The following is a 24,432-nucleotide window of genomic DNA, read 5'->3' on the forward strand; positions in this document are numbered from 1 at the left end:
CTCCTCAGCGGCTCCGCTACACCGTCAACACGACACAGCTGTCGGTTTCCCAGCACAGACGCACTTCATCGCCCCAGGTGGGCATCCCCTTGCGGAAACGGTGGCCGTTTTGCAGCTGGGCGCTGATAATCTGCCCGCTGTGCAGCTTCACGTGATAAATAGACAGATCGCCCAGGTAGGCAATGTGCGCCACTTCCCCTACCGCGAAGTTGCAGCCGTCTTCCGGCACCTGTTCGCACAGCAGGATCTTTTCCGGCCGCAGCGCGACCTGGATCGGCACGCCGTCCACCACCGAGGCGTCCGGATCTACTTTGATCGCATGGCGCAATCCGGGGCTTTGCAGGATCAGCGCATCGTCGTGGCGCTCCTGCAATACGCAGTCGAAGACGTTGACCGAACCGATAAATTCGGCGCTGAAGCGGCTATTCGGATGCTCGTAGATCTCTTCCGGCTCGCCGATCTGCACGAACTTGCCACGGTTCATGATGGCGATGCGCCCCGCCATGGTCATCGCCTCTTCCTGATCGTGCGTCACCATCACGCAGGTGACGCCGACGCGCTCGAGAATATCGGTCACTTCCAACTGCATGCGATCGCGCAGCTTCTTGTCCAGCGCGCCCATTGGCTCATCCAGCAGCAGCAGCTTGGGCCGCTTGGCCAGGCTGCGCGCCAGCGCCACCCGCTGCCGCTGGCCGCCGGAAAGCTGGTGCGGTTTGCGTTTGGCGTACTCCTGCATGTGCACCAGCGCCAGCATTTCCGCCACCCGCTCGGCGATCTCCGCCCGCGGCATTTTGTCCTGCTTCAGGCCGAAGGCGATGTTCTGCTCTACCGTCATATGCGGGAACAGCGCGTAAGACTGAAACATCATGTTGATCGGCCGCTGGTACGGCGGCACGTGCGACATATCCTGCCCGTCGAGCACGATCTGCCCTTCCGTCGGCTGTTCAAAGCCGGCCAACATGCGCAGTAAGGTTGACTTGCCGCAGCCAGACGGCCCAAGCAGCGCAAAGATCTCGCCCTTGTAGATGGTGAGGCTGACGTCTTCGACCGCATTCTGCCCGTCGAAGGTTTTGGTGAGGTTACGGATTTCCAGCAGAGGGGTGAAGACCTTCTGCGACTTGGCTTGAGGACGAGGGATGGCGTCGTTCAATCGGGGTGCTCTCCGGCGTAAAGCGGCACAAAACCACGGCGAGTGCCGTGGCCCAAAACAGCAGTGCAGGCGGGGAGCGCCCGCCTGCCGGTTTACCGACGATCGGGGGGTATCCCCCCATCATCACTTCCCGCTTTTAACTTTAGTCCATGCGCGGGTAATGACACGGTCCAGCTTCGGCGACTGCACGTTGAGCGTGAACAGCTTGGCGCGCAGATCGGCCGGCGGATAGACGTTCGGGTTCTCGCGCACCTCGGCCTTCACCAGCGGCGTGGAATCTTTCACCGCATTGGCGTAATAGACATAGTTGCTGATGCCCGCCATCACGTCAGGTTTCATCAGGAAGTTCAGGAACTGGTACGCGGCGTCTTTGTTCTTGGCGTCCGCCGGCATGGCGAACATGTCGAAGTAGGTCAGCGCCCCTTCTTTCGGGATCGCATAGGCCACGTTCACGCCGTTCTTCGCCTCTTTGGCGCGGTTGGCCGCCTGCATCACGTCGCCGGACCAGCCGATCGCCACGCAGATATCGCCGTTAGCCAAATCGTTGATGTACTGTGAAGAGTGGAAGTAACGAATGCTCGGCCGCAGCTTCAGCAGCAGATCATTGGCCGCGCCGGTATAGTCCGCCGCATTGGTGCTGTTGGGATCCTTGCCCAGGTAGTGCAGCACGGTGGCGTAAACCTCACTCGGCGCATCGAGGAAGGAGACGCCGCAGCTTTTCAGCTTCTCGAGGTTTTCCGGCTTGAGGATCAGATCCCAGCTGTCGACCGGCGCGTCTTTGCCTAATGCCGCCTTCACCTTGTCGACATTGTAGCCGATGCCGGTGGTCACCATCAGGTATGGGATGCCGTATTTGTTGTCTTTGTCATTATGTGCAACCAGCTTCAGCATCTCGGGATCGAGATTCTTGTAGTTGGGCATTTTGCTCTTGTCGAGCGGCTCGAAGATGCCGGCCTGCGACTGGCGCTCGAGGAAGTTGGATGAAGGAACCACCAGATCATAACCGGTGCTGCCCGCCATCAGTTTGCCTTCCAACACTTCGTTGGAGTCAAAGACGTCGTACACCACTTTGATGCCGGTTTCTTTCTGGAATTTGGCCAGGGTATCCGGCGCGATATAGTCGGACCAGTTATACACGTGCAGCGTTTTCTCTTCGGCTGACGCCGTGACGGACGCGGCCATCAACAGACCGGCAACCACACCCGATAACCACTTTTTACGTTGGGTGACCATCCGTAACTTCCTCCAAAACAGGGTAAATCATAGAATTGAACTTGTATCTGCAGCGATACAAAACCTTTCCTGATTGAGCGCAATCGTTGCAACCGCGAAATGAATGGCTATGCATATGATTGCATGCGCCTTTTTGCACTGCCCTGCTCGCGTGGTTACAAGGGAAATCGCAAGCCCTTTGCAGAATCAGCAGCATAGCCGCTGCCATCGCAACCCGCCAGCCCCCAGGGTAAAAAACGCCATTTATCGATTTTTTATGCAGTTTTTCTCTATGTGATACGCCATTAACGGCACAAAAGACGAGAAAGATCGGGCGGCAAAGGCCAAAGTGCAGAATATTTTATTGCGGAAGGGAATAACGGCAGCATGCCGCCGGAGCGACGGCATGCTTAAGGTACGGCGAGGATCAGTGCAGCATCGGCTGACGCACGGCGCCAGCGGGGATCTCTTCTTCGTCCCCCATAAACAGCAGATCGTTCGCCCGCGCCTCGAGGATCACCATCGAGACCTGCTCTTCGCCCTGCTGCATGAAATGAGTGAACTGCTCGTAGGTGATGCCCACCGCCACGCTCAACGACTGGCAGACGATCAGCTTCGGCAGGTTGTCGTCCTGAATGTCGACAAAGGCCTTGATGGTCAGCGAACTGGCGTTGATCTGGCTCAGGTCCGCCACCAGCGGGATCAGCGCGGTCGGTTTCACCTCGGCCAGCGCGGAGAACAGGATGACGTTGTCCACCAGATCTATCTTGGCGTCGAACACGCCGTCGAAGTTCTGCATGTGCGGCAGGTGCAGCGCCTGGCAGGAATCGCACTCAAAGAAAGAAATGCCCGACTGATCCAGCCAGCGCCGCAACAGCGCCAAATCGGGGACAATGAGTGAATCCATAATAACCAGCCTCACAATATTCAAAACGCGAAAAGGCGCATAGCTTACGGAATATTCACCCGATACGCCACGATCAATGCGGCTTAATTCACTAATTAAGATATTGCTCGGCGGGAAAAGCGCGCCGACCGCCCCGTCAACCACCGGATTTCAGGCGGAACCCCGGCCGGCCGCGCTGCTCGATGTATTCGATCATCATGCCGGCAATGTCCAACCCGGTGGTGGTCTCCACCCCTTCCAGCCCCGGCGACGCGTTGACCTCCATCACCAGCGGGCCGCGCTCGGCGCGCAGGATATCCACCCCGGCGACGTCCAGCCCCAGCGTGTTCGCCGCTTTGACCGCAATCGCCCGCTCCCTGGCGGTGATGGTCACTTTGCGGGCGGTGCCGCCGCGATGCAGGTTGGAGCGAAACTCGCCGGGCTTCGCCTGCCGCTCGATGGCGGCCACCACCCGGCCGCCCACCACCAGGCAGCGCACGTCGCGCCCCTGCGCCTCGCGCACGTATTCCTGCACCAGGATATGGGCATTCAACCCGCGAAAGGCGTCGATCACGCTTTCCGCCGCCTGGCGGGTTTCCGCCAGCACCACCCCGATACCCTGCGTGCCTTCCACCAGCTTGACCACCAGCGGCGCGCCGCCGACCAGCTCGATCAGGTCGCCAGTGTCGTCCGGCGAATGGGCAAAGCCGGTGATCGGCAGATCGATGCCCTGCCGCGCCAGCAGTTGCAGCGAACGCAGCTTATCGCGAGCTCGGGTAATGGCCACGGATTCGTTGAGCGGGTAGCTGCCAAGCAGCTCGAACTGGCGCAGCACCGCGGTGCCGTAAAAGGTGATGGCGGAGCCGATGCGCGGGATCACCGCGTCATAACGCTCCAACTGGCGGCCGCGATAGTGAATGGTCGGCGCCGCCGGGTTGATGTTCATATAACAGGAAAGCGGATCGATGATATCGATGCTGTGCCCGCGATCTTCCGCCGCTTCACGCAGCCGCTTGCATGAATAGAGCGTTCCGTCGCGAGAAAGAATGGCAATTTTCACTCGTCACCCCAAAAGCCAACGCCTGCCCGGCAGGCGGGTTAGCGGCCGCGGCACTCAGGCGCGCGGATCACGGTCCTGATTATCTTTCGATGCATCCGCATCTCGCGGTTTGCGGCGATCGTTTTCCGGCGGCAACCCGCCGCGCATCAGCGGGCCAAAGCCCTGCACCACGCGCCACACCAGAAATGCCGCCGCCGGCACCATCAACGCCACGCCGAGGAAAATCATGCCGACCGCCGCCTGCTGCGATGCCAGCCAGCCAGGCAGCTGCAGGTGGCCGTGAATGCTGAGGTAGGCCAGCACCAACATCACGATACCCAGCCCTTCCAACACCAGCACCGGGCGCGGTAAGTCACCGAATGAACGCATATTTTTCTTCTCCAGAAGGTCCGCCCCCAGTGTAGTGAATTCCCGCCAACGGCGACAGCCCCGGCTGACTAATTGGTTACATGAATCAGATTAACAGGTAATTCCTGCTTTTTTTTCATGGCCTCAACGGGCATAGTAGGCGCCATCTGACGCAGGTAATGACTTTTTCGGTGACGGGATGTCGTTGCAATAGCGAACCATTTATTGAAAATCCAATTAAGGAGCGTTGCATGTTTGCAGTAATCTTCGGGCGTCCTGGCTGTCCTTATTGTGTCCGCGCTAAAGAACTGGCGGAAAAACTGACTGAAGAACGCGACGATTTCAACTTCCGTTACGTTGACATCCACGCGGAAGGCATCACCAAGGCCGATCTGGAAAAAACCGTCGGTAAACCGGTTGAAACCGTGCCGCAGATCTTCCTGGATGAGAAGCACATCGGCGGTTGCACCGATTTCGAAGCTTACGCCAAAGAACACCTGAACCTGTTCCAGTAAGTTCTTGAACGACAAAAAAGGCGCTTAACGCGCCTTTTTTTATTGCCGCTGCCGCCGGTGCAGCTGCTGCAGCGTCTGCAACAGGCCGAGGGCGAACAGCATCAGCATCGCGCCGAACACGCACCAGAACACCGCGCTGGTGGCATAAGCCAACTCCTGCCAGAACGAATAGGACGGCGTCAGCCAGAAGTGGCGGATCAGCAGGCACAGCGGCAGCGCATACAGCGCGCCAAGCAACGGGCAAAGCAGCCGCTTGCGGCTCGACAGATAGCTGGCGATCGCACCGGGGACAACGAACAGCAGCAGGCCGGTTTCCCCGTGGTGCTCATGATCCGTGCTGCCGAACAGGCCGGTTTGCTGGCCGAGAAACACCAGGCTGAACAACAGAAAACAGCTGAGAATGCCCAGCCAATATCGATAACTCGTCATGCGAATTCTCCCCCGCCCAATTACCGCATCAATAGAAATCGGTCCGGCCCCCCGTGAGGTGACGCTGAACCGAATTTTTTCCTTGGTCAAAAGAGAGTTAAATGCGCACGGCGGCGCAGGAAATCAGCTTTCTGTGCTGGCTGTCATCGGTCATAGCGTCTAGAATGAACGCCGCCGAACGATGGTTCGCTTCGCTTTCTGCTGGTGGTGATTTATGACGTCGTTTTAAGGCTGAATTTATCTCTTATAGTTATCTATATCAAGCACTTACTGGTAAACAATAAGTTATCCTCCGTGAACATAAACGTCGCTAGTTTGTTAAACGGTAACTACATTCTGTTACTGTTCGTGGTACTCGCACTGGGGCTGTGCCTCGGTAAACTCCGTCTGGGCTCCGTCCAACTCGGTAATTCCATTGGCGTTTTGGTGGTTTCCCTGCTGCTCGGCCAGCAACACTTCGCCATTAACACCGAGGCGCTGAATCTCGGCTTCATGCTGTTTATTTTCTGCGTCGGCGTAGAAGCCGGGCCCAACTTTTTCTCGATTTTCTTCCGCGACGGCAAAAACTACCTGATGCTGGCGTTGGTGATGGTCGGCTCGGCGATGGTGCTCGCCGTCGGTCTCGGCAAGCTGTTCCACTGGGACATCGGCCTGACCGCCGGCATGCTGGCCGGCTCGATGACCTCCACGCCGGTGCTGGTGGGCGCCGGCGACACGCTACGCAACACCATCGTCAACGGCCCGGCGCTGCTGGCGGCGCAGGATCATCTGAGCCTCGGCTACGCCCTCACCTACCTGATCGGTCTGGTCAGCCTGATCTTCGGCGCGCGCTACCTGCCGAAGCTGCAACACCAGGACCTGTCCACCTCTGCCCAGCAGATCGCCCGCGAACGCGGCCTGGACACCGACAGCCAGCGCAAGGTCTACCTGCCGGTGATCCGCGCCTACCGCGTCGGCCCCGAGCTGGTGGCCTGGGCCGACGGCAAGAACCTGCGTGAACTGGGCATCTACCGCCAGACCGGCTGTTACATCGAACGCATCCGCCGCAACGGCATTCTGGCCAACCCGGACGGTGACGCGGTGCTGCAGGTGGGTGACGAGATTTCGCTGGTCGGCTACCCGGACGCCCACGCGCGGCTGGACCCGAGCTTCCGCAACGGCAAGGAAGTGTTCGATCGCGATCTGCTCGACATGCGCATCGTCACCGAAGAGATCGTGGTGAAGAACAGCAACGCGGTGAACAAACGCCTGAGCCAGCTAAAGCTGACCGACCACGGCTGCTTCCTCAACCGCGTGATCCGCAGCCAGATCGAAATGCCGATCGACGACAGCATCGTGCTCAACAAAGGCGACGTGCTGCAGGTGAGCGGCGACGCACGCCGGGTGAAGAGCGTGGCGGAGAAAATTGGCTTTATCTCGATTCACAGCCAGGTGACCGATCTGCTGGCGTTCTGCGCCTTCTTCATCATCGGCCTTTTGATCGGCCAGATCACCATACAGTTCAGCAACTTCTCGTTCGGCATCGGCAACGCCGCCGGCCTGCTGATGTCCGGCATCATGCTCGGCTTCCTGCGCGCCAACCACCCGACCTTCGGCTACATTCCGCAGGGCGCGCTGAACATGGTGAAAGAATTCGGCCTGATGGTGTTTATGGCGGGCGTGGGCCTGAGCGCCGGCGCCGGCATCGGCCACAGCCTGGGTGCGGTCGGCGGCCAGATGCTGATCGCCGGGCTGATCGTCAGTCTGGTGCCGGTGGTTATCTGCTTCCTGTTCGGCGCCTATGTGCTGCGCATGAACCGCGCCCTGCTGTTCGGCGCCATCATGGGCGCCCGCACCTGCGCGCCGGCGATGGAGATCATCAGCGATACCGCGCGCAGCAACATCCCGGCGCTGGGTTACGCCGGCACCTACGCCATCGCTAACGTGCTGTTAACGCTGGCGGGTTCACTCATCGTGGTGCTATGGCCGGGCATACTCGGCTGATCGATTAGCGGGAGAGATGGATCGGCGATAAAAATATTTTGATTTTTTTGTCGCCGGCCAGAACTTTCGTTGGGGGCCGCAGTCTGAATTAGTGCCACTGCTTTTCTTTGATGTCCCCATTTTGTGGAGCCCGATAATCCCGCCTTTTAGGTTCAAGATTATCGGGTTTTTTGTTGCCTGAAAAACGTATTACATCAACGGCCCACGGCCCCAAAATGCACATTTTTGCTGTGGTTCGGTCACACATCCCTCTTCTCATTCGTCATCTATATGTGTTAACCCGATAAATGAGGAGTTCTTATGACTACGTTAGTGAATACCGACCCTGTCAATCATGCGCAAACCATTGCCAACGTTTTTTCCGCGCTGCTGAAAGTGCATGGCGCTATCGATGCGCACAATCTGGAGCGCAAGATCTACCATCTCGTCCTCCTGCGCGCTTCGCAAATCAATGGCTGCGGTTACTGTGTCGAGATGCATACCAAAGAAGCGCGCGAGGACGGTGAAACCAACGCACGTCTGGACAGGCTGGTGGTATGGGAACACGTTGATGATTTCACGCCTCGCGAGCGCGCCGCATTTGCCTGGACAGAAGCGTTAACGCGGCTTGAACGCCATACCGAGTATGGCCCACTGCGTGCGGCATTGCGCGCGTACTATTCCGAGGAAGAAATCAGCGCGCTAACCGCAAATATCACTATGATAAATCTGTGGAATAGAATTCATATTTCCGGCCACTAATATGAAAAACGACAAGTATGCAGCACTGTTCGAATCGAGAAGATCGTTTCTGATCGGCCTCGCCTATCGTATTTTAGGTTCTCTGGCCGACGCGGAAGATGCCGTGCAAGATACCTATATCAAATGGTTACATGCGGATCGCCACAGCATTCTGAATCCTGCGGCCTGGCTGACCACCGTCTGCACTCGTCGTTGTCTTGACCTGCTGCGCGCCGCGCAGCAGGCTCGCGTCGATTATGTCGGTATTTGGCTACCAGAACCCATTCAAACCGCCGTAGCCAAAACGCCCGAGCAGACGTTGGAACTCGCATCGTCGCTGTCGACGGCCTTTATGCTGTTGCTCGAAAGACTCACTCCCCGCGAGCGCGCAGCCTATTTGCTGCATGACATCTTTGACTTGCCCTACGCGGATCTCGCCACGACATTAGGTGGGGAAGAAACGGCGTGTCGTAAACTGGTGTCACGCGCGCGCGAAAAAGTTGGCCGCCCAGAGGAGCGTAAAACCCAGCCCACAGAGCGGCAGGAGGCGTTGCTGATCGCTTTCAAAACGGCGGTGGAAACGGCAGATATCGAACCGCTTTCGACCCTGTTGTCCGAAGACGTTAAGCTCAGTGCGGACGGCGGCGGCAAAGTGCCCGCCAACCTGGCTGAACTCGTCGGCAAACGTGACGTACTCGAGTTTATCGGCGGTAAATTGCCCGTATTTTGGCGAGCCTATCTCTGGCAACACGCGCTCATCAATGGCGTGCCGGGCGCCTTGCTATCCGAACAAGGCCGTATTACGGCGTCTGTCAGTCTCAGCTTGAATGCCGAAGGCCGACTGGCTCAGGTATTTATCGTGCGCAACCCAAGCAAACTTTCGCAACTCGACCGTCTGTGGACAATGCCTCTGCGGTAAGAACACCTTTACAACATGTGCCCAGTTTCCGGTAATACAGCGAGACGGCTTATTTACTGACGGGGAGAGGTGGCCATTTCCCACCACGCTTAATTAGCTCGTCTTTGATGCGCTCAAGAGACGCTTTCGCCTCACTGCCGTCCGTACTCCTATTAATCAGCCGTTGTAGTTGATTACCCATCGTCCAACCCGAGTTGCCTCTTATATCGCTATCGGCGCCTTTTTCTAATAAAAGAATGACGTGGTCATAGGAGTGATAGTCTAAAGCATCGATGAGCAGCGTATCACCCAGTGAATTTCTTATATTTATATCAGCACCATGCTCCAACATGACCTCTAATGTTTCTGTGTTTTTTGCAAAGATACTATTAAATATAATGGGTTGATTATGAACCTTATCCCTAGCATTTGGAGAAAGTCCGCCCTCTAACATAGCCTGTATCCAGATGCCTTTATCCGCTTTCATAACAAATTCAGCGGGGCTGCCTGGTGCGTTAGGCTGAGGTTGTAATGGCTCAGCCCCCGCCTTGACTAAATCTGTAATGATCTTGAGCCGCTCTGGCGTGTTCTTGTCAAAGATGGCGTTGTTTATCGCCCAGAATAGCAACGTCATCTCCGCCTTGGCCGGCCGATTTAACGTTTCTTTGCTTACCGTCGGTAATACCTTATCCAGCTTTTGCCTGTCACCCTCGTAGATGCTATTGGCGATGTCCAGCTGCTTCCCTTCAAAATAATCCTGTGGTTGTAAATCCCTACCTTGTTTGCATCCCTGCATCACAAAAATCGATAGCACCACGGTGATAATGAGAATAATGTGCCTCATGCCATACCCATCCCATCCACGTCAAACGCCAATTATTTCACCCACCTGAGAGCCAACTAATTCATAATGTTTATTTTCTCTTTAATTTTAATTAATTTCTTTATATAAGAATTACTTTTGTCTCCCTTGGCTATTTCCGCAGAAATCAAAGAAAGGAAGCTGTCATTAAAATCATCTTTGGCTAATGGGTTAGCGCCATGAGCCAAAAGAACCTCAATGTGTTCTGGGCAACTGTTATACAGCGCATTAATTAATGGCGTTCTGTTCATAGCGCCTTTGATATTAACATCAGCTTTGTAAGCTATTAGAGTACTCAATGTCTCTGTATTAACCGCTTGAAAACTCTTGAAAATTATTGGCTGATTGTTTATTTCATCCCTTGCATTAGGCGATAGTCCGCCTTCAAGCATAGCCTGTATCCAGACGCCTTTATCCGCTTTCATGACATACTCAGCCGGGCTACTTCTCCCTTCCGGCCTTGGCTGCAATGGGTCTGCTCCCGCCTTGACCAAATCCGTAATGATCTTGAGCCGCTCTGGCGTGTTCTTGTCAAAGATAGCGTTATTGATCGCCCAGAATAGCAACGTCATATCCGCCTTAGCCGGCCGATTTAACGTTTCTTTGCTTACCGTCGGTAAAACCTTATCCAGCTTTTGCCTGTCCCCCTCGTAGATGATGGTGGCGATGTCCAGCTGCGTCCCTTCAAAGTAATCTTGTGGTTGTAGATCCATACCTTGTTTGCACCCCTGCATGATGAGTGTAGACACTACCATCGTGATAATGAGTATGATTTTTTTCATATTCTTCCCTTGATTGTGGCAATGTCATCGTCTTTTTCATTTTCAATGCATTGTATCGCCTGGTCTATACCGTGCTTATCCAGCAGCGAACCTGCTCCACCGGGAAGCGTGTGTTTTACTCCCACGGCGTCAGGCGCCAACATGGACAGCCGTTCTTTCGCCATCACCGCAGGCGGATAAAATTTGAGGTCTTTGGCGTCCTCCCACAAGTCAACCTCCTGCAGTTTGGTCAACAGCTCTCCTTTTACGCGATATGCCTGAATATTATCGGCGCTGCCTATTATAGAGCCGCCGTATTTTTTTACGGTTCCCGCATTCAGGCCTGCTGCATTAAACGTCCATGCCGGTTTACCGCTGGCCATAGAGGCCGCAGATGCCATGCCTCCACCCAGAGAATGGCCAGATATCCCAACATCGCCTTTAATTGTTTTACCGATATTGACCGCTTTTTTGTAGTATTCAGAATTAAACCCCAACCCCTGAGCGCCGTTATTTGACCAGTCACTCAGGTTTTTAATCCCTGACAAATCGCCGTTCAATAACGCTTTCTGGGCAGCCTTGCTTATTCCCTCCGGGAACTCGGGCGCACGCGATCCGCGGAACACCACCGTCGGGTTCATCGCTTTGCCAAAGACATTCTCATCAGGCTGATAAACCCGAGCCAGAAAGCCCGGCGTATCCTCATCGTCATAGAGCATATCTTTGCTTAAACCGAGTTTACCCAGCGCCCCATCATTGTTACTGATATCCTTCCAGCCTTCAGGGATGTCTATCGTGTCCTTGAGCGGGTTAGTGGTCTTATAGACATTCTCCGCCAACTTCGCCTTTTCGACCGCAACGTTGTTCTCCGCCAGGCGCTGTGCAGCTATGCGCGCATCCGGGTAAATGCTGCGGTTGCCTCGCCCTATCAGGTACTGGCGTTCTTGCCAGCGTTCTGCCTTGGTCAGCGGACGGATGGCCTGCACCGTGGCGGCAACGGTTGCTACTGCGGTCGCGATGGCTTGCTGCAGAGGGGGATTCCGGGACGTATTCTGCCTCGCCGGCAGCACCGTCGGTTTTGCCCGGTGGCCATAGCGGCTAACCATTTCTTCATAGCGGGCGATCACGCGCCCGATAGGATAAAAGGCGGGAAGAGAGCTGCCTGGGTAGCGCTGTAATCGGCCTTCCGCGTCGACGTAAAAAGCATATTTCGTCGGCGTCCAGGTGCCCATTCCCTGATCAATCGCCAGCAAGCCGCCCCGGTTGATCTCATCGAGCACGCTGCGCTTCACAGCCACGTCCTCACGATAACCGGTGACGCCAATCCCGGATTGAGTATTGCGGGTAATCGGATACCGGCTGCTTATCGATATGCCGGCTGCGCCGCCGAACAGATAATGCCGTTCCAGCTCATACCGCGCTGCTGTAGGGTTAAGTATCCTGGAAAAGCTTTCCGGCGCCGTGTGTTCAGAGGAGAAATGAATCAGTTTCATACGGCGCCAGCCCACTCGTAAGGTTCCGTGGTCGGCACAGACGCGCCATCACAGTGCAGCTCGCCAGATGGGCGACTTTTTCTGGTTTCGTCGAGCGTTAGCGAACGATAACGCATTGGATATCCTTATCTTCTGTGTCACGCCTAAATAGGGTATGGGCAAAATTATCACAATTCAGTAAAGATTTCTTTGCTCTATTTCTATACGCGCGCATCCTCTCCCATCCATGCAGCTGCGTGCTTCCTGTGCCATGTGAAGAGCGTATTTCGTTGCCATGTTGCGGCTAAAAGCCACGTCCGAAAGCAATCAGTCGAGTGTCAAAGATGCGGGAATGATAAGGAGACAGGAAGGAGAAAGGCTCCGCCAACCGGGAATGGCCAGCGGAGCGGCGTCAGGCGGCGGTTATTTCTGCTCAGCCTGACTTACGGTATCTTCGGCTTTCCAGATGCGATATTTCACTTCCGCGTCTTTCGGCGCATACACCACGATCGGCAGGCGGCTGTTGTAGCGCTGCATCGCGGCGTCGCCCAGGTTAGCGGCGATGAATTTCTTGGTCTTGGTGTTGTCCGGGCAGGCCATCATGGTCGAGGCCGGTTCAGACAGCTTCTCCAGCACCAGGTAGTCGTAACCCCAGCCGGACAGGGTTTTGGTCTCCAACGTGCCACCAATCATATGGCGGTTGCAGTCCACTTCCAGCGTCTTGCCGATCAGCAGCTCTACCTTGTAGTTCTCTTCGTGCTCTTGCTTCGGCAGGTAGATCACCTGGCGATTCATACCCTTCTCGGCTTTCGGGTAAGGCGCGACTTTTTCCAGCGGCTGTTTGCTCATGTCCGCGTCATCGCCAGAGGTCGCCGCCATAGCGCCGGCGGAAACGGCCATCAGCAGGCCGGAAAATACAACGGATGCCTTGTTCATGTTTTATCCCTACATTTTGTCAAATAATCCGTCTATAAACTAATACACTACCGCTAAGCTCGCCACAGGTTTAATCTTCTTTACAATAGGCAATCAATAGTGACAATCGCCTAATATAAACCGTTAACTGGAGCAATTAGCCAGCGCACCCTCGGGTTAAGACGAGAAAAACCAGCGATTACCTTCGTACAAGCAAGTGTATCAGATAGGGTTTTCTTACCGGCGGACTAAGGTTTTCTTAAGACAGAATTATTACAGTAACGTCATTCAATCCTGTCACTGAGCCTGCGCGTGAATCCAGAATCGTCATTAAATCAATCCTCAACGACACCGCAAATTAAGACAACCGCCCTTTACTCCCTGTCGGCATCCTTTTACCGTTGGCAAGTTTTTGGCCTGCTGATCAGCGGTTTGGTGTTTCTATGGCTCTCCCGTAACGAACAGCTGGACTGGGCGATCAGCAATTATTGGTACGATGCCGCCAGCGGGCATTTCCCGTGGCAAAACAATTATTGGCTGGATCTGATCAATCACCGCCTGTTGAAGCAGATAGTGATCGTAGGGGCGGTGCTGACACTGTTTTGGGGCCTCTATCGCCGCAGCGCGCGCCTGATCGTAACCATGCTGCTGATTGGTATCGGCCCGCTGGTGGTGGGCATTCTCAAAGCCACCAGCGCGCACTCCTGTCCGTGGGATCTGATTGAGTACGGCGGCAAGGCGATGTCCTTCCCGCTATTCGGCACGGTACCGGCGCTGCCGGGCCCCGGTCGCTGTTTCCCCGGCGGGCACGCCTCGAGCGGTTTCGCGGTGATGGCGTTGTTTTTCCTGTTTTATCCGCAGCGTCCGCGCCTGGCCTGGTGGTGCTGGTGCGGCGGCATTGCGCTCGGCATGGTGATGGGCTTTGGTCAGATCATGCGTGGCGCACATTTTCTTACCCATAACCTGTGGGCGGGTTGGTGGGTTTGGTTAAGCCAGTTGGCTATTTATTGGATGATTAGCGGCTATTGGCGCCGCAAGATGAGGTAACGGTTATGGAGCAGCTAAACCATGTTCTTTTCGCCTGGATCAATGCGACCCCGGCGTCTCCCGAATGGATGATCGATTTCGCCACCTTTTTGGCGCGCGATCTTATCATTATCGTGCCGCTGCTGATCGTCGGCCTGTGGCTGTGGGGGCCGCAAAGCCAGCTGGTTTCACAGCGCGAAGTGGTGGCGAAAACCACGATCGCGCTGTTGTTCGCCATGCTTGCCGCCTCCGCTATCGGCGCGCTGCTGCCGCATGAGCGTCCGTTCGTCGCCGGCGTGGGTTATACCTTCCTGGCGCACGCGCCGGACAGCTCGTTCCCCAGCGATCACGGCACCGCCATCTTTACCTTTGCGCTGGCATTCCTGTTCTGGCACCGGGTCTGGTCCGGCGCGCTGCTGATGATTGTCGCCGCCGGCATCGCCTGGTCACGCGTGTACCTCGGCGTGCACTGGCCGCTGGATATGGTTGGCGGTTTCCTGCTCGGCCTGGTCGGCTGCCTGTTCGCGCAGCTGGTATGGAATCTGTTCGGCGATATCCTCGCCGACAAGCTGTCGCGCCTGTATCGCTTCCTGTTTGCCTTCGCCATTCGACGCGGCTGGGTGAAAGAGTAACCGCACAACATGACAGGGGCGTTACCGCCCCTGCTTTCACACCACGCCAGTAGTCACACAGAACGTCCGCGTTTTTCCCGCTCCCAGCATCACTCCCTCACCCTCTGGCGCATTCGGGCGGCAGTTTGCCGGCTGGATAAAGGAAAGCAACTGCCTGTTGCCCTGGACAGCGATGCGCCGGAAACCATAGTTGAATTGTTCGGTGGCAAAACGCGTCACATAACGCCGGCCCTGCGGCGCCAGCATAAAGAATTCGGCCTGATCCACGTAGCGCGTCAGATCGTCGGAGCACAACAGTTCCTGCCCGATCGTATCCCCTAACAAAGCCGGCGTCGGCAGGTTCTGGCGGAATACCGCATCAGGAATGCAGTCATAGTTGAGGCCGCAAACATAGCGCAGCGGCTGCGGCCGCTCGGCCTGATTGGTGACCTTCATCTCTATGGCGAATTGCGCGCTCTGGGCCGCCAGACGCAGCGCCGGGCCGATGCGCCAACGCCCGCCCGCCCGCTCCCCCTCGCCGTGCAACGTCAGCTCATCGCCCGCCAGCTGGATCCACACGCGTTGCATCTGCAGCGGCTCACCGTCCTGATGCGGCCAGGCGGGATAGAACGCAGCGTCGTCAGCGCGCTTTCTGCCGGCGCCCCGCACGCTGCGGCGGCCCGACTTCAGCGAGTAACCGTCAAACTCAGCGTCCCAGATCGCGAGGCCCTGATACGGTAAAACCGTCAGCGCGCCACGGCAGTTCGCCAGCGTTAACATCGGCCCACGTTCTGCGCAGCGATGCGCGCTCACCGCAAAATCCGCATTGCGGAACAGTTCCTGCCGATGCGCCCCGAAAGCTTCAGGAGCCAGATCGATGTTGATCTTCATCTTTTTTCCCTCGACGTTTCGCCCGCGCAGGCCGCGAGCCACAAAATGTTATTTAAATAACAAATGAAACGCCTTTAAGCTATACCTATAACAGCATTATAGCGACGATCGGATCGACATTTTTTAAACAGCACTAGGTTTATCGGCATCGGAATGTTATTATTTTCACATTCCTCACTCCGTTTACTGTCTTAACCTCACTAAGGAACCGCGATGACCACCGAAAACATCGATTACGCCAGCTATGTCGACCACACCCTGCTGGCCATGGACGCCACCGAAATGCAGATCGCCAAACTGTGCGAAGAAGCACAGCAGCACAACTTCTATGCGGTATGCGTCAACTCCGGCTACGTGCCGCTGGCGGCCCAGCTGCTGCAAGAAAGCACCGTGAAAGTCTGCTCGGTGATCGGTTTCCCGCTGGGTGCCGGCCTGACCGTCGCCAAGGCCTTTGAAGCCAAAGCGGCGATCGCCGCCGGGGCGCAAGAGATCGATATGGTGATCAACGTCGGCTGGTTGAAAAGCGGCCTGCTGGACGAAGTGAAAGCCGATATCGCCGCCGTGCGCGAGGTTTGCGCGGCGATCCCGTTGAAGGTAATATTGGAAACCTGCCTGCTCAGCGATGCGCAGATCGTCCAGGTTTGTGAAATGTGTCGCGAACTCGATGTCGCCTTCGTGAAAACCTCCACCGGCTTCAGCACCGGCGGCGCTCGGGAAGAGCACGTCAAACTGATGCGTGAGACTGTGGGCAGCGAAATGGGCGTGAAAGCTTCCGGCGCCGTGCGCGATCGCGCCACCGCCGAGAAGATGATCAAAGCCGGCGCCACGCGCATCGGCACCAGCTCCGGCGTCGCCATCGTATCCGGCGCCCAGCCGGCGGCGGGCAGCTACTGATCGTCGGCTTGCGCTGACGGGCATGGCCATACACTCCGATGCGGGACAATACGGGCGGCTGATGCGGCCCGATATTGCCCCGCATTGTTGTGTTTAGCGCCGGAAATGCCGGCACGCCCCTTTACCTCTACTACCTGTGGGAAGACGGATCTATGGAAACGCGGCGCGAAGAACGTATCAACCGGTTAGTTCAGGCGTTAAAACGCGCTGACAAGATCCACCTGAAAGAAGCCGCCGCGCTGCTAGGGGTCTCGGAGATGACCATTCGCCGCGATCTGAGCGCCGAGCCGGCGGCGGTGGTGCTGCTCGGCGGCTACGTGGTGACCGATCCGCGCAGCAACGGCGTGACCAACTACTTCGTTTCCGATCAAAAAGCCAAACAGGTCACGGAGAAACGGCGCATCGGCCTGCTGGCAGCGCCGCTGATCAATGAAAACGACACGGTGTTTTTTGACTGTGGCACCACCACCCCGGCGATCATCGACGCCATCGCCGACGAACTGACCTTCACCGCCGTGTGCCATTCGCTGAACACCTTCCTGGCGCTGCAGGACAAACCGAACTGCAAAGTGGTCCTGTGCGGCGGTGAGTTCAAGCCGAACAACTACATCTTTTCCAGCGTCAGCGGCCGTAACGAGCTCGATCATATCTGCCCGAATATCGCCTTTATCTCCGCCGCCGGCCTCAGTCTGCAGCACGGCGCCACCTGCTTCAACTTCGACGAACTGGAGATGAAGCATCGCGCGATGGCGATGGCGCAGCAAAAGATCCTGGTGGCAGACCACAGCAAATTCGGCAAAACCAAACCGGCCTGCATCGGCCCCCTGACACAATTCGATCGGGTGATCACCGACCGCCAACCGGCCGCCGACTTCCTGGCATTCTTCAACGACAACGCCATCGCTATCCGCTATTAATCCGCCTTCAGCGCCGTCATAACCGACGGCGCACCGTTTCGATATCCCTCTTTCCTCACCCAAAAATGAACAAATAATGCGCAATCAATTCGCGTTTTTCGCTTATCCGCACGCAACATCAGGTTAATAAAATGCAACAGCTCACCCGCGTGATTATTTTTTCGCAGGCTAAACACGCGGTCGGCTGGGTGAATTAACGGCTATTTATGGCTTTTATATGATAAATCGTACCAAAGGCCAGGAAGTTTAAATAAACGGCGGTTTACGCGATTGCAGCAAATCTCACCAATACCTGTTAGCTATCTGTTATTTATATGATGAATGGTTACGCATTTTTATCCGCTAACCACGTAAGTAATTTCCCTTCGTTACTAGCGGTGAATTTTAAATAAAAATCATTAAAAACAAAAAGATAAATTCAATTTACCTTAAAAACATAATGTGATCCACATCACTAAAACTGCTTAATCCGGGTTTTTCGCTAGATCCAAAACCACGCATAAAATATATTGCTCGGCTTGCTGCTGAGCACAGCGCTTTATCCGGCTAATTATTGTACAAGCCGCATAATCGCAGAAAATTTTATGAGAGCGTTCTCAGCACAAAATCTTACACAAATGTGCAACAAATGCGCGAAAAATCGATAAAAAAGCAGATAACTACACATATTACGCATTTGAGAGCAGGATCACGGTTGTTTCTACTGTAAATCGTTATCTTGCCGCCAACAAAAATCGACAGGCAATGACCTGTCGGCAGCGGTAACGACTTTTATCACCCGTGACGGTGGAAAGTCTTTAGTGAATTACCCGGCGCTGTGCCTTGGTAATGAACACAATAAACAACCAGGGGGACGCCAAAACATCCCCGCAAGCAACACCTGATTCTTACCGCAAGCGTTGCCTGAATAGGACGTTTGACGGTTTAACCTTAAGTTTTGCCTTTTAATTTTAAATTCGTGTTCACTTCGGAGATATTTATGGACACTACACAGACCGGCACAATTGCCTCTGCGGCCTCGGGCTCCAGCAGTACCTGGCGTAAAACGGATACCATGTGGATGTTGGGCCTGTACGGCACCGCCATCGGCGCAGGCGTCCTGTTCTTGCCCATCAACGCCGGCATCGGCGGTTTGATTCCTCTGATCATCATGGCCATCATCGCTTTCCCGATGACCTTCTTTGCCCACCGCGGCCTGTGCCGTTTCGTGCTGTCCGGCAAAAATCCCGGTGAAGACATCACCGCTGTAGTGGAAGAGCATTTCGGCATCACCGCCGGTAAACTGATTACCCTGCTGTACTTCTTCGCCATCTACCCGATTCTGTTGGTTTACAGCGTGGCGATCACCAACACCGTCGACAGCTTCATTACCCACCAGTTGGGCATGACGTCGCCGCCGCGCGCCATTCTGTCGCTGATCCTGATCGTCGGCCTAATGACCATCGTGCGCTTCGGTGAGCAGGCCATCGTGAAAACCATGAGCATTCTGGTCTTCCCGTTCGTGGCGGTGCTGATGCTGCTGGCGGTATACCTGATCCCTAACTGGACCGGCGCCATCTTCGAAAACGTGTCGCTGTCCGGCAGCGGTACCGGCATGGGCCACGGCCTGATCATGACCCTGTGGCTGGCAATCCCGGTAATGGTGTTCTCCTTTAACCACTCGCCGATCATCTCCGCTTTCGCCGTCGCCAAACGCGAAGAGTACGGCGCAGATGCCGAGAAGAAATGCTCCCGCATTCTGGCTTATGCACACATCATGATGGTGCTGACCGTGATGTTCTTCGTGTTCAGCTGCGTGCTGAGCCTGACGCCGGAAAACCTGGCGGAAGCCAAGGCGCAGAACATCTCGATTCTGTCTTACCTGGCTAACCACTTTAACAACCCGATGATCGAGTACATCGCGCCGGTTATCGCCTTCGTCGCCATTACCAAATCGTTCCTGGGCCACTACCTCGGCGCTCGTGAAGGTTTCAACGGTCTGGTTGCCAAATCGATGAAGAGCCGTGGCAAAACCGTCAGCACCGCCAAGTTGAACCGCATGACCGCTATCTTCATGCTGGTGACCACCTGGATCGTCGCCACCCTGAACCCAAGCATCCTGGGCATGATTGAAACCCTGGGTGGCCCAATCATCGCCATGCTGCTGTTCCTGATGCCGATGTACGCCATTCGTAAAGTGCCTGCCATGCGCAAGTACAGCGGCCACATCAGCAACGTGTTCGTGGTTGTGATGGGTCTGATCGCCATCTCTGCTATCGTGTTCAGCCTGCTCGGCTAATCACGCCCGGCCGGCGCCGCTTGCGCGCCGGCCCTCCCGCACTCCCCCATTTCCCGTATTCACCGCCTGAAACCTGAAGAAGGAGGCGAGACCATGGTCAGCGTTTTCGATATTTTCAAAATTGGCATCGGCCCATCCAGTTCCCACACCGTTGGCCCGATGAAGGCCGGCAAACAGTTCGTCGACGATCTGATCGCCCACCAGCAGTTGCAGGACACCACCCGCGTGGTGGTCGACGTCTACGGTTCGCTGTCGTTGACCGGTAAAGGCCACCACACCGACATCGCCATCATCATGGGCCTGGCCGGCAACCTGCCGCACGACGTGGACATCGACAGCATTCCGGGCTTTATCCGCGACGTGGAACAGCGCGGCCGCCTGCCGCTGGCCAACGGCCACCACGAGGTGGATTTTCCGCTGCACGGCGGCATGAACTTCCACAGCGACAACCTGCCTCTGCACGAAAACGGCATGCGCATCCGTGCCTTCGCCGGTGAACGCCTGCTGCACAGCAAAACCTATTACTCGATCGGCGGCGGTTTCATCGTCGACGAAGAACACTTCGGCCAGTCTGCCGAGGGCGCCACGCCGGTGCCCTACCCGTTCAAATCGGCGCACGATCTGCAGCAGCATTGCAAAGACACCGGGCTGTCGTTGTCCGGCCTGGTGATGCAGAACGAGCTGGCGCTGCGCAGCAAAGCGGACATCGACGCGCATTTCGCCGACGTCTGGCAGGTGATGAGCGCCGGTATCGAGCGCGGCATCAACACCGAAGGCCTGCTGCCTGGCCCGATGAAAGTGCCGCGCCGCGCCGCCGCGCTGCGACGCATTCTGGTGACCGGCGACAAGAACAATATCGATCCGATGAACGTGGTCGATTGGATCAACATGTTCGCGCTGGCGGTCAACGAAGAGAACGCCGCCGGTGGCCGCGTGGTCACCGCGCCGACCAACGGCGCGTGTGGCATTATCCCTGCGGTACTGGCCTACTACGACAAGTTCATCCGCCCGGTGAACGCCAACTCCTACACACGCTACTTCCTGGCGTCCGGCGTGATTGGCGCGTTGTACAAGATGAACGCCTCGATCTCCGGCGCCGAAGTGGGTTGCCAGGGGGAAGTGGGCGTGGCCTGTTCGATGGCGGCGGCCGGGTTGACCGAGCTGCTCGGCGGCAGCCCGGCGCAGGTGTGCATCGCGGCGGAGATCGCCATGGAGCACCATTTGGGGCTGACCTGCGATCCGCTCGCCGGCCAGGTTCAGGTGCCCTGCATCGAACGCAACGCCATTTCCGCCGTTAAGGCGGTCAACGCCGCACGCATGGCGATGCGCCGGACCAGCGAACCGCGGGTTTGTCTGGATAAGGTGATCGAAACCATGTACGAGACCGGCAAAGACATGAACGTCAAATACCGCGAAACCTCACAGGGCGGGCTGGCGATCAAGATCGTGGCCTGCAACTGATCGCCACGGCGAGGTACTTAAGGCGCCAGCCGGTGTGACTTGGCCGGCGCCGTTTCAATAGCGATCCTTTCCTGCCGCAACGCCGGGCTGAATACCCGCGCGAAGCCCCACAGCCCCGGGACGAGCGCTGTGCCGCAGCCAGCCGTAAAGTTCGGCATTACGCCGGAATCCCATTTTGCGCATGACGCTCATCTTGTGATTGCTGACCGTCTTCACGCTAATGTCCAGCATCCGGGCGATTTGCGTGACTCCCATCTCCCGCGTCATGCAGCGCATGATCTCTTGTTCGCGCAGCGTCAGGCCCCGGTGTTGGCATACGCAGCTCCTGCCACAGCGCAGTCTGCCCGGCCATTTGCTGCGCCGCTCCAGCTCGGCGCTCACCTGATACAGCGCCGAAACCAACGGCATATCGTGGTAGATGACGCCAGCCTCCAGCGAGCAGCGGTTACCGACGGTGCGTTTATGCCGTCCCTCCGGCGTTCGCAACGAGAAATACAGCGTTTTACGCCCCGCGGGCTGCGCCTCAGAGAGGTGACAAAAACAGCTTTGCACGCCGGGAGGAAAATAGCAGAACACCAAATCGGCTTCGTGAACCTGCCGCGCATCCACTAACAGCGTGCGCTTGCCGTAAGTGCTGAAATGCAGCGCCAGGGCCTCTTGCCAACCGGCGCTGAAGTATCGATTCTCATCAAATAGCGCGATTTTTATCATCGTGTTCATCCCTGTTCTCCCGCCGTGTCGGCTTCCCGTTTAACCGCCTGGACGCCCTTCACCGGCGCCTGGCTGTTGTCGATGCGCAATTCATAAACCATGGTGGCGTTGGGCGGCACCTTCGGCGGGTAGCCGGTTTCACCGTAGGCCAGCGCCGACGGCACGACCATCGTCAACGAGCCGTGGTTGTGCAGATGACCTATCGCCTCCCGGAACAGCGGCGGGTATTCGGACAGCGGTTGCGACAGCACCTTGCCGCTCAGATCCATATCCTGGATCACCGTGCCGTCGGTCAGCTTCTCTTTCACCACGACATCGACCACCGCCGTTGGCGCCAGCGCGCCCTCCCCGGCGTAATCCACCCGATACCAGAAGCCCATCGCCGACTGCTTTACGCCCTTTTGTTGACTGAACTGCGTCAGGTAATCGTCATCGCGCCGCCGCTGCTGGTTAACGCGTTTCTCACGCGCGGCCACGGCGGCGGCATCCGCCTGCGCCGTCAGCGTATTCAGTTCATCCGGCGGCAGCTGCAAACGCCCCGCCACGCTGTCGATAACGCCCGCCAACAGGCTGTCGCGGTCCACCGGTACGCCCCAGCTTTGACGCTCCGCCATCAACCCCTGAATATCCCGCCCCAGCGCACTGCCCGCCGCATAGGACAACCGCTTGCGTTCATCCTTCAACTGCTCCGGCGTCATCTCCCATTGCAGCCGCTTACGCAACGCCAGCAGGTCTTCGCGCGCCTGCTGAGTCGCCTTCTGCTCACCGGCCCGCTTCTGCTCGCTTTCTTCCAACACGGCGCGCAGAGCGTGCAACGCCTCCTGGTGCTCGCGTTGGCGTTGTGCAAGCGTCTGTGCCGATGCCTGCGCGGCAGACTCAAGTTCGGTGACGCGCCGTTCGGCCTGCGCCGCCGTCGTTCTGCTTTTGGCGGTTTCCTGCGTCGCCTGACGCAACAGCGCCTCGGCGCGCTGCGCGTCGGGCGAACCTCGCCAGGCAGCGCCCAGCCCGGCAATCCACTGTTGAAGCGTCGACGAGTCCGGCAACGCTGCGACGGGTGGCGCCGCTTTCTCCGCCCGCAGCGCAGTAAGTTCCTGGCGCAACATCGTCAGTTCCATTCGCTGGCGCGCCAGCTGTTGGTCACGCGTCAATAATTCCTGGCTCAGCGTAAAAGCTTTGGCCGATGAAGCAGGCTGGTGGGTGTCCGGCGGACGCTTTGCTGGCTCACGCTTTTTTTGCCCCGCCTCGCGGTCGGCGGGCGCCGCGTTTTCGCTCTTCGGCGCGGTGTTCTGCCGTTGATACTGCTCGGCAAACTGCAGCAGCGCCGGCACGCCGTCGTCCGCCTGCGCGACGCCGGTGAACAGCAGAGCCGCACAGCCCAGCAGGCGCAGCCTCATTTAACCTGCTCCCCGCGATCCGCCAAGCCGGTCAACACCGCCTGATTCACCCCGGCGCACAGATAGTTGACCTTGTAGCGATACAGCGCATCCACCGTCTCCTGCGTGTCGCCGTTTACCCTGGCGCGCAGGTTGGCGTACTGCGAAGCGCCGCTCATCAGGCTGTCGAAGGCCTGTTTGTAGCGCTGATACTGTTTCTCGTCGATCGTGCGCAATGCACCCAGTTGCTGCTGGCACTGCCGCAGCTGCTCGGCCTCACGCTGCTTGCGCAAAGCCTCTTCTGACGGAGCTTGCACAGCCTGATTTTTGGTGTTCACGGCGGGCTTGCCCGACTTTTGGTTTTGACAGGCGGCGACGCTAAACGCCAACAGGCACAGCAGGCCCATGCGCAGGGCGCGATTGAGGGGCTTTATCATCATTGCGTTTCTTGTCCTTGTAGACGCTTATTCGTATTCCAACGTAAAGGTGGCCACCGCGCTGAAGGTGCCGCGGCCGATGGACTTCGTTTGGATGGCCTCCGGCTCCCCCTGCACATAGGCCTGCAGCGTGAGCGTGGTGTTGCCGGCATTCAGGCGGAATTTATCGCTGGCGCGATTGAGCGGCAGCGCCTTGCCGGTGCTGTCCTCCAGCCCGATGCCGATCCCCGAGGCCAGGCTGCCGGTATCCAGCGCCAACAGGCCGGGCAGTTTGGCGTTCTCGGTGCCGGTAAACGTAATGGCCACCGTATTGCCCAGGCTGAGATCGCATTCAGTCAGGTGCAACGCGAAGGTTTGGCTGTGGGTGCGGGTGTTCAGGTACAGGTATTTGTCGACGATGGTGCCGAAATCCAGTTGGATGTCCTCATCCCCCGGTTGTATGACACACGGCTCGGCCACCAGCGTACCGTGAAAGCGCATGTTTTCCGCCGCAGCCGCCGGCTGCGCCATCATGCCGGCCAGCATGACCATGCCGGCTCCCAGCAGCGCGCTTCGGCGCCGGTTCGTCTCTGTCGCGCGCATGACGCCACTCCCTTTGGTTATGCTTGCGCCTACCAGGCGC

25 protein-coding genes are annotated in these 24,432 nt (G+C 57.1%); 10 read left to right on the top strand and 15 right to left on the bottom strand.

Translation table 11 applies throughout. The annotated features are described in order from the left end of the window. Positions 1–16: 16 nt before the first annotated feature. From potG to RE418_RS22580, 5 genes are all read right to left on the bottom strand, one after another. Complete coding sequence (gene potG, locus RE418_RS22560) at positions 17–1,150, bottom strand: putrescine ABC transporter ATP-binding subunit PotG (protein ID WP_043137773.1); 1,134 nt, start codon at positions 1,148–1,150, stop codon at positions 17–19. Positions 1,151–1,273: 123 nt separating this feature from the next. Beyond that, the gene (potF, locus tag RE418_RS22565) at positions 1,274–2,383 is read right to left on the bottom strand and encodes a spermidine/putrescine ABC transporter substrate-binding protein PotF (protein WP_043137777.1); all 1,110 of its coding nucleotides are present in this window, start codon (positions 2,381–2,383) and stop codon (positions 1,274–1,276) included. 406 nt (positions 2,384–2,789) lie between these two features. Then, a complete protein-coding gene (locus RE418_RS22570) occupies positions 2,790–3,269 on the bottom strand; it encodes a YbjN domain-containing protein (RefSeq protein ID WP_004938666.1) in 480 nt (159 codons plus the stop codon). A gap of 136 nt (positions 3,270–3,405) precedes the next feature. Next, entirely contained in the window at positions 3,406–4,308 is a 903-nt protein-coding gene (gene rimK, locus RE418_RS22575; RefSeq protein ID WP_025302234.1) for a 30S ribosomal protein S6--L-glutamate ligase, read from the bottom strand. 54 nt (positions 4,309–4,362) lie between these two features. After that, entirely contained in the window at positions 4,363–4,677 is a 315-nt protein-coding gene (locus RE418_RS22580) for a YbjC family protein (RefSeq protein ID WP_025302233.1), read from the bottom strand. A gap of 230 nt (positions 4,678–4,907) precedes the next feature. Between RE418_RS22580 and RE418_RS22585 the strand changes: the two genes are divergently transcribed. Then, positions 4,908–5,171: a GrxA family glutaredoxin gene (locus RE418_RS22585; RefSeq protein ID WP_004938676.1), complete on the top strand. Its 264-nt coding sequence runs from the start codon at positions 4,908–4,910 to the stop codon at positions 5,169–5,171. Positions 5,172–5,210: 39 nt separating this feature from the next. Here RE418_RS22585 and RE418_RS22590 read toward each other — a convergent pair whose 3' ends face one another. Further along, positions 5,211–5,600, bottom strand: coding sequence for an inner membrane protein YbjM (locus RE418_RS22590; RefSeq protein ID WP_025302232.1), 390 nt, complete (start codon positions 5,598–5,600; stop codon positions 5,211–5,213). Positions 5,601–5,894: 294 nt separating this feature from the next. On the opposite strand from RE418_RS22590, the gene RE418_RS22595 reads away from it, so the two are divergent. The 3 genes from RE418_RS22595 to sigJ all read left to right on the top strand — a co-directional run bounded on the left by RE418_RS22595 (position 5,895) and on the right by sigJ (position 9,222). After that, positions 5,895–7,583 (top strand): aspartate:alanine antiporter, encoded by a 1,689-nt coding sequence (locus RE418_RS22595; protein WP_043137785.1) that lies wholly within the window; start codon positions 5,895–5,897, stop codon positions 7,581–7,583. 300 nt (positions 7,584–7,883) lie between these two features. Next, positions 7,884–8,324 (top strand): carboxymuconolactone decarboxylase family protein, encoded by a 441-nt coding sequence (locus tag RE418_RS22600; RefSeq protein ID WP_060432778.1) that lies wholly within the window; start codon positions 7,884–7,886, stop codon positions 8,322–8,324. Between the two features lies 1 nt (position 8,325). After that, positions 8,326–9,222: an RNA polymerase sigma factor SigJ gene (gene sigJ, locus RE418_RS22605; RefSeq protein ID WP_060447498.1), complete on the top strand. Its 897-nt coding sequence runs from the start codon at positions 8,326–8,328 to the stop codon at positions 9,220–9,222. A 49-nt stretch (positions 9,223–9,271) separates the two neighbouring features. Here sigJ and RE418_RS22610 read toward each other — a convergent pair whose 3' ends face one another. The 4 genes from RE418_RS22610 to eco form a co-directional block, all read right to left on the bottom strand. After that, positions 9,272–10,045: an ankyrin repeat domain-containing protein gene (locus tag RE418_RS22610; protein ID WP_060447500.1), complete on the bottom strand. Its 774-nt coding sequence runs from the start codon at positions 10,043–10,045 to the stop codon at positions 9,272–9,274. Positions 10,046–10,101: 56 nt separating this feature from the next. After that, positions 10,102–10,845 (bottom strand): ankyrin repeat domain-containing protein, encoded by a 744-nt coding sequence (locus RE418_RS22615; protein WP_060447502.1) that lies wholly within the window; start codon positions 10,843–10,845, stop codon positions 10,102–10,104. Further along, on the bottom strand, positions 10,842–12,317 hold the full coding sequence (locus tag RE418_RS22620) for a hypothetical protein (RefSeq protein ID WP_060447504.1): 1,476 nt from the start codon (positions 12,315–12,317) through the stop codon (positions 10,842–10,844). The genes RE418_RS22615 and RE418_RS22620 overlap by 4 nt, the downstream gene beginning before the upstream one ends. A 402-nt stretch (positions 12,318–12,719) precedes the next feature. Next, the gene (gene eco / locus RE418_RS22625; protein ID WP_033642514.1) at positions 12,720–13,232 is read right to left on the bottom strand and encodes a serine protease inhibitor ecotin; all 513 of its coding nucleotides are present in this window, start codon (positions 13,230–13,232) and stop codon (positions 12,720–12,722) included. Positions 13,233–13,523: 291 nt separating this feature from the next. Here eco and RE418_RS22630 point away from each other — a divergent pair, with 291 nt between their 5' ends. Further along, the gene (locus RE418_RS22630) at positions 13,524–14,258 is read left to right on the top strand and encodes a phosphatase PAP2 family protein (protein ID WP_049205939.1); all 735 of its coding nucleotides are present in this window, start codon (positions 13,524–13,526) and stop codon (positions 14,256–14,258) included. Between the two features lie 5 nt (positions 14,259–14,263). Then, positions 14,264–14,869 carry an undecaprenyl-diphosphate phosphatase gene (gene ybjG, locus RE418_RS22635; protein ID WP_399675584.1) on the top strand — a complete coding sequence of 202 codons (606 nt, stop codon included), beginning with the start codon at positions 14,264–14,266 and terminating at the stop codon, positions 14,867–14,869. A 36-nt stretch (positions 14,870–14,905) separates the two neighbouring features. On the opposite strand, the gene RE418_RS22640 is transcribed toward ybjG, so the two are convergent. Beyond that, on the bottom strand, positions 14,906–15,739 hold the full coding sequence (locus RE418_RS22640; protein ID WP_089180724.1) for a hypothetical protein: 834 nt from the start codon (positions 15,737–15,739) through the stop codon (positions 14,906–14,908). A gap of 213 nt (positions 15,740–15,952) precedes the next feature. On the opposite strand from RE418_RS22640, the gene deoC reads away from it, so the two are divergent. The 4 genes from deoC to RE418_RS22660 all read left to right on the top strand — a co-directional run bounded on the left by deoC (position 15,953) and on the right by RE418_RS22660 (position 21,289). Beyond that, positions 15,953–16,633 carry a deoxyribose-phosphate aldolase gene (deoC, locus tag RE418_RS22645; RefSeq protein ID WP_025302223.1) on the top strand — a complete coding sequence of 227 codons (681 nt, stop codon included), beginning with the start codon at positions 15,953–15,955 and terminating at the stop codon, positions 16,631–16,633. Positions 16,634–16,785: 152 nt separating this feature from the next. Next, on the top strand, positions 16,786–17,550 hold the full coding sequence (gene deoR / locus RE418_RS22650) for a DNA-binding transcriptional repressor DeoR (RefSeq protein ID WP_025302222.1): 765 nt from the start codon (positions 16,786–16,788) through the stop codon (positions 17,548–17,550). A gap of 979 nt (positions 17,551–18,529) precedes the next feature. Beyond that, a complete protein-coding gene (locus tag RE418_RS22655; protein WP_004938697.1) occupies positions 18,530–19,828 on the top strand; it encodes an HAAAP family serine/threonine permease in 1,299 nt (432 codons plus the stop codon). Between the two features lie 93 nt (positions 19,829–19,921). Continuing rightward, the gene (locus tag RE418_RS22660; protein ID WP_089180723.1) at positions 19,922–21,289 is read left to right on the top strand and encodes an L-serine ammonia-lyase; all 1,368 of its coding nucleotides are present in this window, start codon (positions 19,922–19,924) and stop codon (positions 21,287–21,289) included. A 54-nt stretch (positions 21,290–21,343) separates the two neighbouring features. Here the strand turns inward: RE418_RS22660 and RE418_RS22665 are convergent, their stop codons facing one another. Genes RE418_RS22665 through RE418_RS22680 form a run of 4 tightly spaced genes read right to left on the bottom strand, consistent with a single transcriptional unit; the run spans position 21,344 to position 24,392 of the window. Continuing rightward, a complete protein-coding gene (locus RE418_RS22665; RefSeq protein ID WP_049295312.1) occupies positions 21,344–22,009 on the bottom strand; it encodes a helix-turn-helix transcriptional regulator in 666 nt (221 codons plus the stop codon). Continuing rightward, positions 22,006–23,394 (bottom strand): FKBP-type peptidyl-prolyl cis-trans isomerase N-terminal domain-containing protein, encoded by a 1,389-nt coding sequence (locus RE418_RS22670; RefSeq protein ID WP_089180722.1) that lies wholly within the window; start codon positions 23,392–23,394, stop codon positions 22,006–22,008. The genes RE418_RS22665 and RE418_RS22670 overlap by 4 nt, the downstream gene beginning before the upstream one ends. Next, positions 23,391–23,813 carry a hypothetical protein gene (locus RE418_RS22675; RefSeq protein ID WP_089180721.1) on the bottom strand — a complete coding sequence of 141 codons (423 nt, stop codon included), beginning with the start codon at positions 23,811–23,813 and terminating at the stop codon, positions 23,391–23,393. The genes RE418_RS22670 and RE418_RS22675 overlap by 4 nt, the downstream gene beginning before the upstream one ends. A 24-nt stretch (positions 23,814–23,837) precedes the next feature. Then, positions 23,838–24,392 (bottom strand): fimbrial protein, encoded by a 555-nt coding sequence (locus RE418_RS22680; RefSeq protein ID WP_049205924.1) that lies wholly within the window; start codon positions 24,390–24,392, stop codon positions 23,838–23,840. Positions 24,393–24,432 lie beyond the last annotated feature (40 nt).

Origin of the sequence: Serratia sp. szju (genome assembly GCF_044594185.1) — a bacterium.
In the GTDB taxonomy this organism is placed as follows: Bacteria; Pseudomonadota; Gammaproteobacteria; order Enterobacterales; family Enterobacteriaceae; genus Serratia; species Serratia bockelmannii.

Excerpts from the sequence above, each read along its gene's own strand:
- potF (WP_043137777.1), bottom strand. The coding sequence starts at position 2,383 with ATGGTCACCCAACGTAAAAAGTGGTTATCGGGTGTGGTTGCCGGTCTG.
- RE418_RS22570 (WP_004938666.1), bottom strand. The coding sequence starts at position 3,269 with ATGGATTCACTCATTGTCCCCGATTTGGCGCTGTTGCGGCGCTGGCTG.
- RE418_RS22580 (WP_025302233.1), bottom strand. The coding sequence starts at position 4,677 with ATGCGTTCATTCGGTGACTTACCGCGCCCGGTGCTGGTGTTGGAAGGG.
- RE418_RS22585 (WP_004938676.1), top strand. The coding sequence starts at position 4,908 with ATGTTTGCAGTAATCTTCGGGCGTCCTGGCTGTCCTTATTGTGTCCGC.
- RE418_RS22590 (WP_025302232.1), bottom strand. The coding sequence starts at position 5,600 with ATGACGAGTTATCGATATTGGCTGGGCATTCTCAGCTGTTTTCTGTTG.
- RE418_RS22600 (WP_060432778.1), top strand. The coding sequence starts at position 7,884 with ATGACTACGTTAGTGAATACCGACCCTGTCAATCATGCGCAAACCATT.
- sigJ (WP_060447498.1), top strand. The coding sequence starts at position 8,326 with ATGAAAAACGACAAGTATGCAGCACTGTTCGAATCGAGAAGATCGTTT.
- RE418_RS22610 (WP_060447500.1), bottom strand. The coding sequence starts at position 10,045 with ATGAGGCACATTATTCTCATTATCACCGTGGTGCTATCGATTTTTGTG.
- RE418_RS22615 (WP_060447502.1), bottom strand. The coding sequence starts at position 10,845 with ATGAAAAAAATCATACTCATTATCACGATGGTAGTGTCTACACTCATC.
- RE418_RS22620 (WP_060447504.1), bottom strand. The coding sequence starts at position 12,317 with ATGAAACTGATTCATTTCTCCTCTGAACACACGGCGCCGGAAAGCTTT.
- eco (WP_033642514.1), bottom strand. The coding sequence starts at position 13,232 with ATGAACAAGGCATCCGTTGTATTTTCCGGCCTGCTGATGGCCGTTTCC.
- ybjG (WP_399675584.1), top strand. The coding sequence starts at position 14,264 with ATGGAGCAGCTAAACCATGTTCTTTTCGCCTGGATCAATGCGACCCCG.
- RE418_RS22640 (WP_089180724.1), bottom strand. The coding sequence starts at position 15,739 with ATGAAGATCAACATCGATCTGGCTCCTGAAGCTTTCGGGGCGCATCGG.
- deoC (WP_025302223.1), top strand. The coding sequence starts at position 15,953 with ATGACCACCGAAAACATCGATTACGCCAGCTATGTCGACCACACCCTG.
- deoR (WP_025302222.1), top strand. The coding sequence starts at position 16,786 with ATGGAAACGCGGCGCGAAGAACGTATCAACCGGTTAGTTCAGGCGTTA.
- RE418_RS22655 (WP_004938697.1), top strand. The coding sequence starts at position 18,530 with ATGGACACTACACAGACCGGCACAATTGCCTCTGCGGCCTCGGGCTCC.
- RE418_RS22660 (WP_089180723.1), top strand. The coding sequence starts at position 19,922 with ATGGTCAGCGTTTTCGATATTTTCAAAATTGGCATCGGCCCATCCAGT.
- RE418_RS22665 (WP_049295312.1), bottom strand. The coding sequence starts at position 22,009 with ATGAACACGATGATAAAAATCGCGCTATTTGATGAGAATCGATACTTC.
- RE418_RS22670 (WP_089180722.1), bottom strand. The coding sequence starts at position 23,394 with ATGAGGCTGCGCCTGCTGGGCTGTGCGGCTCTGCTGTTCACCGGCGTC.
- RE418_RS22675 (WP_089180721.1), bottom strand. The coding sequence starts at position 23,813 with ATGATGATAAAGCCCCTCAATCGCGCCCTGCGCATGGGCCTGCTGTGC.
- RE418_RS22680 (WP_049205924.1), bottom strand. The coding sequence starts at position 24,392 with ATGCGCGCGACAGAGACGAACCGGCGCCGAAGCGCGCTGCTGGGAGCC.